General features: G+C 72.5%; 14 protein-coding genes. 7 read left to right on the forward strand and 7 right to left on the reverse strand.

What is annotated here, in order from left to right:
• The first annotated feature begins 84 nt into the window (after positions 1–84).
• Positions 85–750, forward strand: a complete 666-nt coding sequence (locus ACIRF9_RS32810; protein WP_403829559.1) for a TetR family transcriptional regulator — start codon at positions 85–87, stop codon at positions 748–750.
• A 365-nt stretch (positions 751–1,115) separates the two neighbouring features.
• The gene (locus ACIRF9_RS32815; protein WP_403829561.1) at positions 1,116–2,459 is read left to right on the forward strand and encodes an MFS transporter; all 1,344 of its coding nucleotides are present in this window, start codon (positions 1,116–1,118) and stop codon (positions 2,457–2,459) included.
• A 199-nt stretch (positions 2,460–2,658) separates the two neighbouring features.
• On the opposite strand, the gene ACIRF9_RS32820 is transcribed toward ACIRF9_RS32815, so the two are convergent.
• Positions 2,659–3,108, reverse strand: coding sequence for a PPOX class F420-dependent oxidoreductase (locus tag ACIRF9_RS32820; protein ID WP_403829563.1), 450 nt, complete (start codon positions 3,106–3,108; stop codon positions 2,659–2,661).
• A 119-nt stretch (positions 3,109–3,227) separates the two neighbouring features.
• On the opposite strand from ACIRF9_RS32820, the gene ACIRF9_RS32825 reads away from it, so the two are divergent.
• Genes ACIRF9_RS32825 through ACIRF9_RS32835 form a run of 3 tightly spaced genes read left to right on the forward strand, consistent with a single transcriptional unit; the run spans position 3,228 to position 6,497 of the window.
• Entirely contained in the window at positions 3,228–3,818 is a 591-nt protein-coding gene (locus tag ACIRF9_RS32825) for a TetR/AcrR family transcriptional regulator (protein WP_403829565.1), read from the forward strand.
• The gene (locus tag ACIRF9_RS32830) at positions 3,815–5,209 is read left to right on the forward strand and encodes an MFS transporter (RefSeq protein ID WP_403829567.1); all 1,395 of its coding nucleotides are present in this window, start codon (positions 3,815–3,817) and stop codon (positions 5,207–5,209) included. The genes ACIRF9_RS32825 and ACIRF9_RS32830 overlap by 4 nt, the downstream gene beginning before the upstream one ends.
• Positions 5,210–5,267: 58 nt before the next feature.
• Positions 5,268–6,497, forward strand: coding sequence for a serine hydrolase domain-containing protein (locus tag ACIRF9_RS32835; protein WP_403829569.1), 1,230 nt, complete (start codon positions 5,268–5,270; stop codon positions 6,495–6,497).
• Between the two features lie 33 nt (positions 6,498–6,530).
• On the opposite strand, the gene ACIRF9_RS32840 is transcribed toward ACIRF9_RS32835, so the two are convergent.
• Positions 6,531–8,063, reverse strand: coding sequence for a glycoside hydrolase family 6 protein (locus ACIRF9_RS32840; RefSeq protein WP_403829571.1), 1,533 nt, complete (start codon positions 8,061–8,063; stop codon positions 6,531–6,533).
• Between the two features lie 151 nt (positions 8,064–8,214).
• Here ACIRF9_RS32840 and ACIRF9_RS32845 point away from each other — a divergent pair, with 151 nt between their 5' ends.
• Complete coding sequence (locus tag ACIRF9_RS32845) at positions 8,215–8,745, forward strand: hypothetical protein (protein ID WP_403829574.1); 531 nt, start codon at positions 8,215–8,217, stop codon at positions 8,743–8,745.
• Positions 8,746–8,764: 19 nt separating this feature from the next.
• On the opposite strand, the gene ACIRF9_RS32850 is transcribed toward ACIRF9_RS32845, so the two are convergent.
• From ACIRF9_RS32850 to ribA, 5 genes are all read right to left on the reverse strand, one after another.
• Positions 8,765–9,382: a TOPRIM nucleotidyl transferase/hydrolase domain-containing protein gene (locus tag ACIRF9_RS32850; protein WP_403829576.1), complete on the reverse strand. Its 618-nt coding sequence runs from the start codon at positions 9,380–9,382 to the stop codon at positions 8,765–8,767.
• 60 nt (positions 9,383–9,442) lie between these two features.
• Positions 9,443–10,612 (reverse strand): saccharopine dehydrogenase family protein, encoded by a 1,170-nt coding sequence (locus ACIRF9_RS32855; protein WP_403829578.1) that lies wholly within the window; start codon positions 10,610–10,612, stop codon positions 9,443–9,445.
• A complete protein-coding gene (locus tag ACIRF9_RS32860) occupies positions 10,605–11,675 on the reverse strand; it encodes a saccharopine dehydrogenase (protein ID WP_403829580.1) in 1,071 nt (356 codons plus the stop codon). The genes ACIRF9_RS32855 and ACIRF9_RS32860 overlap by 8 nt, the downstream gene beginning before the upstream one ends.
• On the reverse strand, positions 11,672–12,817 hold the full coding sequence (locus tag ACIRF9_RS32865; RefSeq protein WP_403829583.1) for an NAD(P)/FAD-dependent oxidoreductase: 1,146 nt from the start codon (positions 12,815–12,817) through the stop codon (positions 11,672–11,674). Before ACIRF9_RS32865 ends, ACIRF9_RS32860 begins: the two co-directional genes overlap by 4 nt.
• A gap of 231 nt (positions 12,818–13,048) precedes the next feature.
• Positions 13,049–13,708, reverse strand: coding sequence for a GTP cyclohydrolase II (gene ribA / locus ACIRF9_RS32870; protein WP_403829585.1), 660 nt, complete (start codon positions 13,706–13,708; stop codon positions 13,049–13,051).
• A gap of 39 nt (positions 13,709–13,747) precedes the next feature.
• Here ribA and ACIRF9_RS32875 point away from each other — a divergent pair, with 39 nt between their 5' ends.
• Positions 13,748–14,638, forward strand: coding sequence for a creatininase family protein (locus ACIRF9_RS32875; protein ID WP_403829588.1), 891 nt, complete (start codon positions 13,748–13,750; stop codon positions 14,636–14,638).
• Positions 14,639–14,838: the final 200 nt, after the last annotated feature.

Raw genomic sequence — 14,838 nt, forward strand, 5'->3', positions numbered from 1 at the left:
CGATGGGGGAAGCCCTCGCACGTCACGGGACGGGATCGGCCTCCTAGAATCGCTGCACCGCACCCGCCCGGCCGAAGGAACCCGATGACCAGCGTCGACGAACCGGCACGACCCAACGGGCGCATCCGTGACGCCGCCCGGACCCAGGCCGAGATCCTCGACGTGGCGACCCAGGAGTTCGCCCGCGTCGGCTACGCCGGGGCCCGCGTCGACGACATCGCCGCCCGCACCAGCACCACGAAGCGGATGATCTACTACTACTTCGGCGGCAAGGAGCAGCTGTTCACCGCCGTCCTGGAGCGGGCGTACGGCGTGATCCGCGAGGCCGAGCAGCGGCTCGACGTCGAGCACCTGGACCCGGTCGCGGCGATCCGGCGCCTCGCCGAGCTGACCTTCGACCACCATGAGCAGCACCCGGACTTCATCCGCCTGGTCAGCATCGAGAACATCCACGAGGCCGAGCACATCGCCGCCTCCGAGAAGCTCGGCAAGATCGGCTCCCCCGCGCTCGACGTCATCCGCCGCATCCTCGCCGCCGGCCAGGAGTCCGGCCTGTTCACGGCCGAGGTGGACGCCGTCGACCTGCACGCCATGATCAGCTCGTTCTGCTTCTTCCGGGTGGCCAACCGGCACACCTTCGGCGCCCTGTTCGGCCGCGACCTGGTGGATCCGGCCCAGCGCGAGCACTACCGGTCCATGCTCGGGGACATGGTGATCGCCTACCTGACGGCGGAGCGGACGGCGGACTGAGCCGGGCCGACGCGGCACGGGCGGCCGGCGACTGGCTACGGGCTACGGGCTACGGGCTACCGGCTACCGGCTACCGGCTACCGGCTACCGGCTACCGGCTACCGGCTACCGGCGAGCGGACAGGCCGGCGGGCGGCGTACACAGCCGCCCGGATCGTCGGGGAACATCCACGGAAGATCCTTCCGCGCGACCTATTGACAGTGGGGAAACAACGGCGCAACATCACTGGCCATCCGCTACTAACTACCCAGTGGGTTAATTAACCGGGCACCGACCCGGCTCAGCCGCCCCGCACCCCAGGGATCCGGCCCTTCTCCCCCTTGTCCCACTCCACGTACGTTGGAGTTCCCCCGAAGGAGCACGCCGTGTCCGTCCCCGCCGCAGCACCCCCGGGCCAGCCGAAGAAAGCCGCCACGGCGGCGTGGATCGGCAGCGCCCTGGAGTACTACGACTTCTTCATCTACGGCAGCGCGGCCGCGCTGATCTTCCCGAAGGTCTTCTTCGACGAGTCGGACCCGGCCACGGCGACCCTGCTGTCGCTGGCCACCTTCGGTGTCGCCTACGCGGCCCGCCCCGTCGGCGCGCTCTTCCTCGGGCACTTCGGCGACCGGGTCGGCCGCAAGAAGATCATGGTCTTCACGCTGATCCTGATGGGCATCTCGACGTTCCTCATCGGCTGTCTGCCCACCCGGGCCCAGGTCGGCACCCTCGCCCCGGTCCTGCTGGTCGCCTGCCGGGTCCTGCAGGGCATCTCCGCGGCCGGCGAGCAGGCCAGTGCCAACTCCATGACGCTCGAACACGCGCCGTCGAACCGGCGCGGCTTCTTCACCAGCTTCACCCTGAGCGGCACCCAGGGCGGACAGCTGCTGGCCACCCTGGTCTTCATCCCGGTCGCGGCGATGCCCGAGGACCAGCTGCTGTCGTGGGGCTGGCGGGTGCCGTTCTGGATGAGCATCGCGGTCGCCGTCGTCGGCTACGTCATCCGGCGCAAGCTGGAGGAGACCCCGGCGTTCGAGGCACAGCAGGCCACCGGCGAGGTCGTCAAGCTGCCGCTGGCGGTGCTGCTGCGTGAGCACTGGGCCGATGTGCTGCGGGTGATCGGGGGCGCGCTCGTCGCCTCGGTCAGCACCATCTTCACCGTGTGGGCCCTGGCGTACGCGACCAGCGACTCGGTCGGCATGAGCCGCTCCTCGATGCTGTGGGTGGGCGCGCTCGCCAACCTGGTGGCGCTGGCGGCCATCCCGGCGTGGGCCACGCTCTCCGACCGCATCGGCCGTCGTCCGGTGTACCTGATCGGCGCGGCCGGCAGCGCGGTGATGATGTTCCTGTACCTGTGGTCGATCTCCACCGGCTCCTACCCGCTGACCCTGCTCCTGGGCATCGTCACCTTCGGTGTGGTCTACAGCGCCGCCAACGGCGTGTGGCCCTCCTTCTACGGCGAGATGTTCTCCACCCGGGTCCGGCTGTCCGGCATGGCGATCGGCACCCAGATCGGTTTCGCCGTGGCCGGTTTCGCGGTCACCTTCGCGGCGCAGATCGCCGGCCCGAACGGCGACGACTGGTCCTCGGTGGCCCTGTTCACGGCGGCCCTGTGCGTCCCGCCGGTGATCGCCGCCCTGTCGGCCCGGGAGACCGCGAAGATCCCGACCGAGCGGCTGGGCGAGCGGGGCGCCCGCGAGGTCTCCCAGCCGGAGACGGTGACCGCCTGACCCCACCCCCTCCCCTGGCCCCCGAGCCCCCGGACGCCCGCGCGGCTCCGGGGGCTCGGGCATGTCCTACGGGGTGTACGGACGGCTCACTCGACGACTTCGACCGCGTCGGGCCCGGGGCAGGGCCGGGGCGGCGGCGTCGCCCGGAACCGCTCACCGAGTGCGCCGGGCCCCGGCTGCCGCGCCGCGCGCCCGCCCCTCAGCCCTCGTTGCTCCCCCGCGGGATCCCGTACGCCCGCTCCACCCGCAGTCGGGCGACCAGGCGGCGGTCGCGGACCATGGCGGCGCGGTAGTCCTCCCAGTCGGGGTGTTCGCCCAGGACGTCGCGGTAGAGGCGGACGAGTTCCTCCACCGTGGCGTCGTAGGGGTCGGCGGCGACCGGGGCGAGGTCGGCGGTGGCCTCGACGACGGTGTAGGCGCGGTGGTCCGGGGTGGTGACGTGGTACGACGCCCGGGGGTCGCGGCGCAGGTTGCGGGTCTTGGCGCGGTCGTCCGTGACGGAGATCCGGATGACGCCCTCGTCCGGGTAGTAGTGGTGGCTGACGTTCGACAGCTGGGGCCGGCCGTCGCGCTTGAGGGTGACCAGTACTCCGCTGCGGCCCTCGGAGAGCAGTGCGAGCAGTGCGTTGCGCGTCGTGTCCTGAGTCATGTCCGGCACAACGGGCGCCGCATCGGGGCGCATTCCCCGGCCGGCCTCCCCCGCCGCGCTCCGATGCGCCCCAGCTCAACCAGTAGACACCGTCTACCAACCACTGGTAGACAGTGTCTATGAGTGATTTCGAGAAGCCGGACCCCGATCTTCGGACCCGTCTCGTCGACGTCGGCGTGGACCTGGTGTCCCTGGAGGGCGCCGGCGCGCTGACCCTGCGGGAGATCGCCCGCCGGGCCGGTGTCTCGCACGGCGCGCCCCGCCGCTACTTCCCCACCCATCTGGAGCTGCTGTCGGCCATCGCCCGCCGCGGCTTCACCCAGCTGGGGGTCCGGGTGACGACGACGCTCGGCGACGGCGGCGCGGACCCGCGCGCCCAACTCACCGAACTGGGGCACGCCTACCTGGAGTTCGCCCTGGACAACCCCGGTATGTACGAGCTGATGTTCCGTCACGATCTGCTGGAGAGCGGCCACTTGCGACTGCGGGACACCAGCCTGCCGCTGTTCGGCGTCCTGGTGGACCTGGTCGGCCGGGTCCGGCCCGACGCCGACGCGCGTGCGGTCGCGGGCGCACTGTGGGCGAACCTGCACGGCATCGCCCAGCTGTGGGGCTGGGGCAGCCTCCAACTCGCCACCGGCGCCGACGACTTCGTACCCCTGCTGCGGACCGCGCTGGACGCGCACCTCGGGCCGGAGGACGGCCGGTGAACCGACCCCTGACGCTGGCGAGCAGTGTCGCGGGGGCGGTGGTCGTCGCCCTCGACGGCACCGTGCTCACCGTCGCCCAGCCGACCCTGCGCCGCGACCTGCACGCCTCCCTCACCCAGGTGCAGTGGACGAGCACCGGCTATCTCGTCGCCGTGGCGGGCCTGTTGGTGTTCGCCGGGCGGCTCGGCGACAGCTACGGGCACCGGCGCACCTTCGCCGTCGGCATGCTCGGCTTCGGCGCCGCGTCGGCGGGCATCGTGTGGGCGCCGGGCGTGGGCTGGGTGATCGGACTGCGGGTCGTGCAGGGGGTGTTCGGGGCGCTGCTGCAGCCGGCCACGCTGGGGATGCTGCGGGCGTCGTTCCCGCCGGACAAGCTGCGCACGCCGATCGCCGTGCGCACCGCGGCCATCGGGGTGGCGGCCGCCGCCGGTCCGGTGGTGGGCGGGGCGCTCGCCACCGGGTTCGGCTGGCGGGCGGTGTTCCTCCTCAATGTCGTGCCCGCGCTGCTGTTCGGCGTGCTGGCCCTGGCCTCCCGGGAGGAGAAGCGGCCGCCCGCACCCGTCCCGCTGGACGTGCCCGGCGCCCTGCTGCTCGCGGTGGCGCTGGCCTGCCTGGTGCACGCCCTCGTCACGCTCCCGGGCGCCGCCTGGTCCGCGCCGGTGGCACTCCTCGCGGGGGTCGCCTTCGTACGGCACGAGCGCCGCGCGCACGCGCCCCTGCTGCCGCCGGACGTCGTGGGCTCCCCCGCGGTCGGCGGGGCGCTCGCCCTGCTGGTCACCGCGTCGGCGGCCCTCAACGGCGGGCTGTTCGCCTGCGTCTACGTCCTCCAGGACGGCCTCGGGCTCACCGCCCTGCACAGCGCGCTGCTCAGCCTGCCGCTGGCGGTGTTCCTGATCGCGGCGGCTCCCGTGTCGGCGGTGCTGCTGCGCCGGGCGGGCGCCAGGGCGACGCTCGCTGGGGCGACGGCCCTCCTCGGCGCCGGTCTCCTGGTCCTGGCCCGCGCCCCGGGCGAGGCGGCCTTCGCCGCCGGGTTCGCGCTGGTCGGCGCCGGGTTCGGGGCCGTGATGGTGGCGGCCACGCATGTCGTCGTACGGCAGGCTCCCGCCGAGTCGGCCGGAGTGGCGGGCGGGCTGCAGCAGACGGCGATGAACGTCGGGCCGGTGCTCGGCGTGGCCTCGGCGACCGTGCTGACGGTCCTCGGCCCGGCCCGCGCCCCGATGGCCGTGCTCGGGCTGGCGGCCCTGGCCGCGCTCCCGGTCTGCCGTGCGCTGCCGGGGCGCTCCGCACCCGCCCCGGCCGGCTCCACGGCTGGTCGAAGCGACACACCCCACACCGATCACGGCGTGGAAAGAGGTCCGTACGCCCGTTCCCTACGCGACCATGAGGACTGAGGTCGTACGGGAGGGGCAACCCGGACCGCACCTCGCACGAGCGCACCGGAGGAGAACGATGGCACTGCTGCGACAAGAGGTCGACCCGAGCGAGGTCGGGCTGGACGCGAAGGCGCTGGACCGCCTCGACCAGCATGTCGCCCACTACGTCGACGAGGGACGGCTGCCCGGTTTCCTCGTGGCCGTCTCCCGGGGTGGCCGGGTCGCGCACCTCACCGCGCACGGCCGCCGCGACATCGCCGCCGGACTGCCCGTCGAGGCCGACACCCTGTACCGGATCTACTCGATGACCAAGCCGGTCACCTCCGTGGCCGCGCTGATACTGATGGAGGAGGGCCGGCTGCGGCTCGACGACCCGGTCGCCGACCATCTCCCGTCCTTCGCCGGCCAGCGGGTGTACGCGGGCGGCTCCAAGGAGGACCTGAGGACCCGTCCCGTCGAGCAGCCGCTGCTGGTGCGGCATTTGATGACCCACACCGCGGGCCTGACCTTCGCCTTCTACCACTGTCACCCGGTCGACGCCCTCTACCGCGAGGCCCATCTGGACTCGGCGGTGCTGCCCGGCTCGGACCTGGCCGAGACCGTCGAGGCGTACGCGCGGCTGCCGCTGCAGTTCGCGCCGGGTACGCAGTGGAACTACTCGGTGGCCACCAACGTCCTGGGCAGGCTCATCGAGGTCGTCTCCGGCCGGCCCCTCGACGAGTTCCTCGCCGAACGGATCTTCCGCCCGCTGGGCATGCCGGACGCCGGCTTCCAGGTCACCGAGGAGCAGGCCGGCCGGCTCGCCGAGCTGTACGGCGACACCGACAGCGGTGGCATCGAACCGATCCCCGGGCTGCCGCTGTTCGGCCGCCCCCGGTTCCTGTCGGGAAGCGGCGGCATGGTGGCGACCGCGTACGACATCCACCGCTTCAGCGAGCTGCTGCGCCGACGCGGCGAGCTCGACGGCGTCCGGCTGCTCGCCCCGGAGACGGTGGACCTCATGACCCGCAACCACCTCCCCGGCGGCGTCGACCTGCGCGCCTTCGGCAGCCGCCCCGCCCACGACGAGCCCGGCAACGACGGCGTCGGCTTCGGCCTGGGCGTCTCCGTGGTCATCGACCCCGACCGCACCCAGGCCCCGTCCGGCCTCGGCACCTACGGCTGGAGCGGCGTCGCCACCACCACCTTCTGGATCGACCCGAGCCGCGACCTGAGCGTGCAGTTCCTGACACAGGTGAGGCCGAGGAGGTCGCTGAAGCTCTACCCCGACCTCAAGCGGCTGGTCCACGAGGCGGTCACGGACTGAGCACCCGAGGAGATCCGGAGGGGGAACCCGGGCTCAGGAGCCGTCGATCAGGGCCTCCGCCAGGTCCGGCGAGAACTGGCCGGCCGGTGGGGAGCCCGCCGGGCAGTGGATCGGGTCGGCGCCGTCCGAGTCGCCCGGGTTCTTGATCCACAGGAAGTACTCGGCGCCGTCCTCGCCGGCCCGGGAGGTGACACCGAGTTTGCGGTCGGCCGGGTTGCAGAAGCCGACATGCCCGCTACTCGGTGAACCGGGGACCACATAACCGCCGTTGCCGTTGCGGGAGGTGTCCACGACCCACTCGACGGTGACACCGAAGTCGGCCCGGAGCTGAGCGGCCAGACGGCGGCCGTAGTCGTTGGAGACGTCGGTGGAGTCGAAGTTGGAGACGTTGACCGAGACACCGCCGGCGATCGAGGCCCCGGAGCGGTTGAGCAGCTCGGCCATCTTCTGCAGTCCGATGCCCTGGGCGCCGGTGGTGGAGTCGCCGAGCGTCCAGGTGGCGTTGCCCGCGTCCAGATAGGTCCGCACGAACTCGCCCTGCTCCTGCAGCCGTTGGTTGGCGTACCAGAGCATGTCGAAACGAGCCTCGGCGCCGCCCTTCATACAGGCTTCGTCGGCGGCCTGGGCCACCGCGTCGGGTTCCAGGACCACGATCGCCGGGCGGCCCCCGATGCCCCGGGCGAACTTCGAGATCCACGCCTTGTACTGGTCCGGGGAGCCCGCGCCGCCCGAGGAGGCTCCGCCGCAGTCACGGCCGGGAATGTCGTAGGCGACCAGCACGGGGAGCCGGCCCTTCGCGGCGGCCGCGCCAACGTAGTCGCTCACCTCGGCCTCGATGTCGGTCGCGCTGTTGCCGTCGGCGTCCCAGTCGCCGTACCACTTCACCGAGTTGTGGTCGGCTATCGCCTCCGAGATCTTCGTGGCGCGGGGGTCACCCGCATTGTCCTCGACCCAGGCCGCCGCGTTGTTCGCCGGGTCGGTGTAGAAGCCCTCGCGGACGGTGGAGGTGGTGAGCGAGACGTTGTCGAGCACCACGTCCGTGGCGGCGGCCTGCCCGCCGAGCTGGAAGGTGATCTGTCCGGTGGTCCGCACATCGGAGGTGAACGTCCACTGGAAGTGCCGGGTGGTGGTGCCCAGGGCGACGGTGTGGTCCAACGGCGCGGTGTAGGGGTCGACCCCCATCTGCACCGTCGCCCGGATGTCCGCCGCCACCGAGGACCGGGCGTCGAAGGACAGGGTGTACGCGGCATCCTCGCGCAGCTCGATGCCGTCCTGGCCGACCACCGCGTCCCACGGATCGACCGTCCCGGCGACGACGGAGGCCCGCAGTGCCCCGTCGGAATGGCTCGTGGAGACGTTCGCGGACTGCCACCAGTCCGCGGTGTCGGACGTGAACGACCCGTTCGTCGCCAGCTCGCCGTAGGTGGCGGAGGCCGCGGCCCGGGCCACGGGTGCCGGGCCCGCCAACGGGACGGCGGCCGCCAGCAGTACGGCGGTCAGGACCGAGGAGGCGGCGGCCGGGAACGGCCTCGGTGTCACCCGCGTGATCGGCAGTCGGCAGAGCATTCACCCTCATTTCATTGCAATGAATCGAGCAAGCTTTGTTGCGTTAATAACGAAGCCGTTGCAACGATTTCACGGCTTTCACCTGCAGATATCGCAGACGATCGCAATAATATTGTTGCTTGATATATGAATGCAACGTAGCGTTTCCGCCATGAGAAACAACGGATCGAAGGCCCCGCAGGCGGCGCCCGGCACCTTCGCCGCCTTCGCCCGTTTCGTGGTCTGCGGCGGCGGAGTGGGGCTCGCCTCCAGCTTCGCCGTGGCGGCCCTCGCCTCCTGGATGCCCTGGGGCCTGGCCAACGCCGTGGTCACCGTGGTGTCCACGCTCCTCGCCACCGAGCTGCACGCCCGCTTCACCTTCGGCGCGGGCGGGCGCGCGACCTGGCGCCAGCATGCGCAGTCGGCCGGGTCCGCGGTGGCCGCGTACGCGGTGACCTGCGTGGCGATGCTCGTCCTGCGCCAGTTGGTGGCGGCACCCGGTGCGGTGCTCGAACAGGTCGTCTACCTGTCCGCCTCCGCACTCGCCGGTGTCGCGCGGTTCGCGGTCCTGCGCCTCGTCGTCTTCGCCCGCAACCGCTCGCAGACCGCGGCCTCCGCCCGCACCGCCCCTCCCGTCCCCGCGAGCGTGGCCCGCGCGGCGGCACCCGCCGCCGACCCGGCGGTTCTCTGCCGCGCCGCCTGACCGTTCCGGCCGGGCGGCGTCACAGGCTCGCAAGGAGGCCGTCCAGCGGGGTCGGCACCTCCTCGGGGCCGAGGGCCTCGACGAGAAGGCGGCCGTAGCGGATCTTGCGGCCTTTCTTCGTACCGAGGAAACGCCGCAACTGCTGCTCCCGGGGCCGACCGTGCTGGGCCGGCTGGTGCAGGAAGGTCTGCCAGGCACGCAGGTCGCCCTCGGCGCGGACGACCTCCTCGGCCCTCGCCGTGCCCAGTGCGCGGATGAGCTCGTCCTCCAGGTCCTTCACACACACGAAGAAGCCCCGGCGCGGCGCCCGTGCCCGCTCCAGGGCGCGGTCGTAGTACCGCTGCTCGCCCTCGTCGCACAGTCCCGCCAGACGCAGGCCGAGGCCGGGCGGCCCGAGGAAGCCAGCGTAGCGGCCGACGTTCATCGCCCCGCCCATGGACACGACGCACACCCCCTCGGCGGCCAGGTCACGTCCCTGCCGGGCGGCCAGCGCCTCCACGGCCGCGAGGTCGCTCAGCCCTTCCAGCAGCACCGCCGTCCGCAGCCCCAGTCGCACCGCCAGATCGCTCGCCGGCCCGCCGGGACCGCCGCCCGCCCAGCCGCCGACCGCGTCCCGGAACGCCCGTATCTCCACCATGGGGGCGAGTCTGCACGCCCACCGACGGCACGGCACGGGATTATTCGACGGCCGTGCCCCTCAGCCGTCCGCGCCGCCCGCCCTCAGCGTGAACTCCAGTCCCTCCCCCGCGAGTTCATCGAGCCATTCCGCGGATCGGGCCGCCGTCTCGGCCGCTCGGTTCAGGCCGGGTGGCAGGTCGCCGGCCAGGGCGTGGCGGACGCCGAGGGCGAGGGTGCGGGAGACGCAGCGCGCCATCGCGCTCTCCCCCTCGTCGCCCACCAGGTCCAGCAGGTAGCTCCCGGACCAGGACGTGCCGTCGCCCGCGCCGGACGTGACGTCCAGGGAGACCGCGAGGACCACCCGGTCGCGGTCGGCGTCCGTCGTCGGGTAGGTGTCCGCCAACTCCCGTGCCAGGGCGGCGATCCGCCCGTCGTCGCCCTCCCTCAGTTCCTCGAACACCGGCTCCCAGGCCCGCAGCCAGCCGTCCAGGCGCAGCGTGCCGCGCACGAAGGAGACCGGCTTCCAGGCCGGCGGCAGCCCGTACTGCCCGATGAAGGGCAGGCTGTCGCGGTTGGGGTACACCTCGAAGGTCTCGCCGTCGACGACGTGCCTCCGGGTCGCCTCCCAGGGGCGGACGGCGACGGTCTCGGCGCCGTCCTCGATGTAACGGGCGGGTGAGCGAAGGGCGTTGAGGACGCCGAGGGGCGCCCAGCTGAAGCGGTAGCGGAAGTCGTTGGGGACGGCCGGGACGCCTCCGCAGTACGAGGTGAGACGGTACGTGGCCGCCGTGCCGTCGCCGATCACCTCGCGGGCGCGGGCGACCAGGCTGTGGGCGAAGAGGTGGTCGATGCCCGGGTCGAGCCCGGCCTCCGTGAGCACGACCAGCCCGGCTTCCTCCGCCGCCGGAACCTGCTCGAGCACCGCCTCCGAGACATAGCTGGAGCAGGCGAAGTGGGCGCGCCGGGCGACGCAGGCGGCGAGCAACGGGGCGTGGTCGGGGGCGGGCAGCATCGACACGACGACGTCACCGGGGGCGAGTTCGGCCGTGAGCGCCTCGAGCGTGTACGCGCGCGGTGCGGCGCGTCCGGTGAGCCCCAGCCGGTCGAGGGCCTCGGCGGCGCGCTCGGCCGTGCGGTGCCACAGGCGGACGCCGTCGGTGCGCTCGCACAGATCGGCGAGGCCGCTGCCCGTGGACAGGCCGGCGCCGACCCAGTGGACGGTGCCGGTCGCGGGAACCAGGTCAGGCATGCGCCGAATCCCCTTCCTCGATGCCGAGTTCACGGCAGGCCCGGTGGTAGCGGTCCAGGCAGCGCGTCCACGCGCCGCCCGCCGGGAAGTCCAGCAGCTGGGGCAGCAGGGCCGCCGAGAAGTCGGTGCTGGACTCGCGCGGCAGCAGCGACGGGAGGTTGTCGATGGCGATCAGGTCGAGCGGGGGCTCCTTGCGCAGCCGGCGCACGGGGTCCGTCCACTCGGTCGTACGGTCGTAGACCGGCAGGACGTTGAGGGGTGAGCCGACGTCGCAGGTGACGTCGGAGAGGGTGCGCAGCCCGCGGGCCGGGTCGTCGAGGTCCTCCTCGCGGACGAACGGCGGCACCGGGGTGGTGGCCAGGACGCAGTTGACCATGACGTCGTGGGCCAGCAGGGCGCGGCGGTCCAGGTCGCGGGTCTCCTCGAGGTCCCAGCAGGTCGGCTCGGCGCCCGCCGTGGTGAGCGCGGCCCGGGCGCCCCGGCCGCTGCGGCCGAGCGCGCCGACGACCAGGGCGGTGAACTCCTCGTCGCCCGGGGCCGGACGCAGCGTCTCGTCCAGCTCGTCCTTGCCGGTGGGACGCAGGGGCGCGGTCAGCCGGTCCCGGTGGTGGAGCACCGCGAGGGCCGCGCCCAGATAGCCCGCCCAGTAGCCGAACGCGGCGAGCCGACGGCCCTGTTCGTCGACGAGGTACTCCAGGTCGAGGAGTGCCCCTCCCCCGGCCGCGAACCGGCGCAGCAGGGCGGCCGCGCCGGGCTGCTGCTTGTAGGCGTGCCCGAAGAAGATATGGCGGTGCGTCAACTCTGCTGGCTGGTCCGGAAGTTCCTTCAGGCCGAGGACGACCGTGCCGGGCGGCGCCGACACCCAGGAGCCCGCGGGGGCGACACGGGCGCCGACCGCCTCGTACTCCTCGATCGGGAAGATCCGCTGCGGGGACTCCTCCACGGTCAGGTCCGCGCCGGCCTCGACGAGGCGGCGGGCGTCGTCGGGGACGACCGGGGTGCGCCGTTCCGTGGTGCGGTCCTCGTGGCGCAGCCACAGGTGCGGTGCCGTCTTGCCCGTCATACGCGGTTGACCTCCGGACGCGGGGCGTCGGCCGCGAACCGGCCGGCGCTCAGGGGGGTGACGTCCACGAAGGGTACGCGGCCGAGGTAGAGGTCACGGACGACCTCGCCGACGGCCGGCCCCTGCAGGAAGCCGTGCCCGGAGAAACCGGTCGCATACAGAAAACGGGATACCGAATGCGCCTCGCCGATCAGCGCGTTGTGGTCCGGGGTGACCTCGTACAGGCCCGCCCAGCCACCCGTGCGGCGCAGGTCGAGGATCGAGGGGGCGCGGTGCTCCAGGGCCTCGGCGAGGCGGGGGATCCAGCGGTCGTGGGTGTCGGTGGCGAAGCCGGGACGCTCGTCGGGGTCGGACATGCCGACGAGGAGGCCGGGGCCCTCGGAGTGGAAGTAGAGGGTGGTGCTGAAGTCGATCGTCATGGGGAGGTCCGGCGGAAGGTCCCGCACCGGTTCCGTGACCGCGATCTGGCGGCGCAGCGGCTGCACCGGCAGGTCCACGCCCACCATCGCGCCGACCGACCGGGACCAGGCGCCGGCCGCGCAGATCACCGTGTCGGTGGTGATCCGGCCGAGGGTGGTGGTGACGGCGGTGATGGTGTCGCCGTGGGTCTCGATCCCGGTCACCGCGGTGCGGCGCATGACGCGGGCACCGTGCCGGCGGGCGGCGGCCGCGTACCCCTGGACGACGGCCTCGGGGGTGCAGTGGCCGTCGTCGGGCGAGAACGCGGCCGCGCGTAAGCCGTCGGTGGTGATCAGCGGGGAGAGGCGGCGGGCCTCGGCCGGGTCGATCATCCGGCTGGGCACGCCGAGGGTGTTCTGCAGGGCGACGCCCGCCTCGAAGGAGGCGACCTCCTCGGGCGTGGAGAGCAGGAAGAGATAGCCCACCCGGTGCAGTCCGATGTCGTGCCCGAACTCCTCCCCGAACCGCCCGAACGCCTCCAGACTGCGTGCCCCGAGCTGGATGTTCAGCTCGTCGGAGAACTGGGCGCGCACCCCTCCCGCGGCCTTGGAGGTCGACCCGGCGGCGAGTTCGTCCCGCTCCAGCAGCAGCACGTCCCGCACCCCGGCCGCGGCCAGATGGTAGGCGATGCTGATTCCGATCACTCCGCCGCCGATGACGACGACCGAGGCATGCGTGTTCACGCGAGCGGCTCCTTACTGTGCGGCGGCCCCGGCCCGGGTACCGAGGCCGGGGCTGTCACCTGCCGTGACCGTCGTGATCCCTACCCGCCGGGGACCTGGTGATCCCCGGCGACCGGGGACGTGTGGGTCCGCGTGGGCCGGGGACATGTGGTCCCCGTGGGCCGGGGACATGTGGTCCCCGTGGGCCGGGGACGTGGTCCCCCTCGGCCGGGGCGACGGTCGAAAGCGCGCTCAGGACCAGTGCGCCACCGCGTCCAGGTGGGGCAGCCGGTGGTCCATGCGCTCGCGCTTGGTGCGCAGGTACGTGATGTTGTTCTCGCACGGCTCTATCAGCAGCGGCACCTCCTCGGCGACCTGGATGCCGTTGTCCACCAGCGCCTCGCGCTTGCGCGGGTTGTTCGACATCAGCCGCACGGACCGTACGCCCAGGTCGCGCAGGATGTCGGCGGCCACCTTGTAGTCGCGCGCGTCCACCGGGAAGCCGAGCGCCACGTTCGCCTCGACGGTGTCCAGACCCTCCGCCTGCAGGGCCATCGCCCGCAGCTTGCCGAGCAGTCCGATGCCGCGTCCCTCGTGCCCGCGCAGATAGACGACGATCCCGCTGCCCTCGGCGACGACGGCGCGCAGCGCCGACTCCAACTGGTCGCCGCACTCGCAGTGCTGGGAGCCGAACGCGTCGCCGGTCAGGCACTCCGAGTGCAGCCGGGTCAGCACGTCCTCGCTGCCGATCTCGCCGTACACCAGGGCGACTTGTTCGTCACCGCGGTCGTGGTCGAGATAGCCGACGGCCTGGAATTTCCCGTACACGGTGGGCAGGGGGGCATTCACCACGCGTTCCACACCGGTGCGCTGCGGGGTCTTCGTGCCGAGTACACCAATTTTTTCTGTCATGATTCTGATTCCTAAGCGGAGACGAAAGGCCCTGAAAAGATGAGTGGTTCGGACATACGGACGGCGGCGACGGCGGCGTACGGACTGGTGCCGGCGGACACCACCGAGGACGTCCGCGCCCGGGGGGCCGGCGCCGCGACACAGGTGGCGGTCCTGCCGGTCGGCAGCTTCGAACAGCACGGCCCGTACCTGCCGCTGGCCACCGACACGCTGGTCGCCTGCGCCATCGCCCGGGAGATCGCCGAGACGTACCCGGTGCACCTCCTTCCGCCGGTGACCATCGCCTGCTCGCACGAGCACGCGGCCTGGCCGGGGACCGTCAGCATCTCCTCCGTGACCCTTCACGCGGTGGTACGGGACATAGCGGCCTCGCTGCGCCGCTCGGGCGTCGAGGCCCTGGTGCTGGTCAACGGACACGGCGGGAACTACGTCCTGGGCAACGCGGTCCAGGAGTCCTCCGCCCGCGGTGAGCGGATGGCGCTCTTCCCGGCCCCGGAGGACTGGGAGGCGGCGCGGGAACGGTCCGGGGTGGAGACCTCGCTCCTCACCGACATGCACGCCGGGGAAATCGAGACATCGATCCTGCTGCACGCGCATCCCGAACTCGTCCGGCCCGGTTACGAGTCCGCCGATTTCACCGCGGACGACCGTCGCCATCTGCTCACGCTGGGAATGTCCGCCTATACCGATTCGGGCGTCATCGGCCGTCCTTCCCTGGGGTCCGCGGAAAAGGGGAAGGAACTCCTGGCGAGCCTGGTGGATTCCTTCGGTGCGTATTTCGCATTGCTGACCTCGGGTTCCGGGACGGCGTCCGCCCGGGGAGCCGGGACGCTCCCTCGCGCAGCGGAGGCACCCGCCCTGGGAACCGGAACGCCCGCACTGGGAACCGGGAAGCCCACGACCGGGGCCGAAGCGGACGACTCCGAGTAGACCGCGCCGGCCGCCCCGACGACACCGGCCACGTTGGCACCACCGGCCGTACTGGCGACTCCGGTCGCGCTGGCGGCGCCGGCCGTACTGGCGACTCCGGTCGCGCTGGCGGCGCCGGCCGCGCCGGCGGCACCAGCCGCCCCGACGACACCAGTCACCCCGGCGACAACGGGCACATCGTCGACACTGGTCGCCCCGGC

The organism is Streptomyces sp. NPDC096132 (assembly GCF_044763345.1).
Lineage (GTDB): Bacteria > Actinomycetota > Actinomycetes > Streptomycetales > Streptomycetaceae > Streptomyces.

Excerpts from the sequence above, each read along its gene's own strand:
- ACIRF9_RS32810 (WP_403829559.1), top strand. The coding sequence starts at position 85 with ATGACCAGCGTCGACGAACCGGCACGACCCAACGGGCGCATCCGTGAC.
- ACIRF9_RS32875 (WP_403829588.1), top strand. The coding sequence starts at position 13,748 with ATGAGTGGTTCGGACATACGGACGGCGGCGACGGCGGCGTACGGACTG.
- ACIRF9_RS32845 (WP_403829574.1), top strand. The coding sequence starts at position 8,215 with ATGAGAAACAACGGATCGAAGGCCCCGCAGGCGGCGCCCGGCACCTTC.
- ACIRF9_RS32840 (WP_403829571.1), bottom strand. The coding sequence starts at position 8,063 with ATGCTCTGCCGACTGCCGATCACGCGGGTGACACCGAGGCCGTTCCCG.
- ACIRF9_RS32860 (WP_403829580.1), bottom strand. The coding sequence starts at position 11,675 with ATGACGGGCAAGACGGCACCGCACCTGTGGCTGCGCCACGAGGACCGC.
- ACIRF9_RS32825 (WP_403829565.1), top strand. The coding sequence starts at position 3,228 with ATGAGTGATTTCGAGAAGCCGGACCCCGATCTTCGGACCCGTCTCGTC.
- ACIRF9_RS32850 (WP_403829576.1), bottom strand. The coding sequence starts at position 9,382 with ATGGTGGAGATACGGGCGTTCCGGGACGCGGTCGGCGGCTGGGCGGGC.
- ACIRF9_RS32820 (WP_403829563.1), bottom strand. The coding sequence starts at position 3,108 with ATGACTCAGGACACGACGCGCAACGCACTGCTCGCACTGCTCTCCGAG.
- ribA (WP_403829585.1), bottom strand. The coding sequence starts at position 13,708 with ATGACAGAAAAAATTGGTGTACTCGGCACGAAGACCCCGCAGCGCACC.
- ACIRF9_RS32855 (WP_403829578.1), bottom strand. The coding sequence starts at position 10,612 with ATGCCTGACCTGGTTCCCGCGACCGGCACCGTCCACTGGGTCGGCGCC.
- ACIRF9_RS32835 (WP_403829569.1), top strand. The coding sequence starts at position 5,268 with ATGGCACTGCTGCGACAAGAGGTCGACCCGAGCGAGGTCGGGCTGGAC.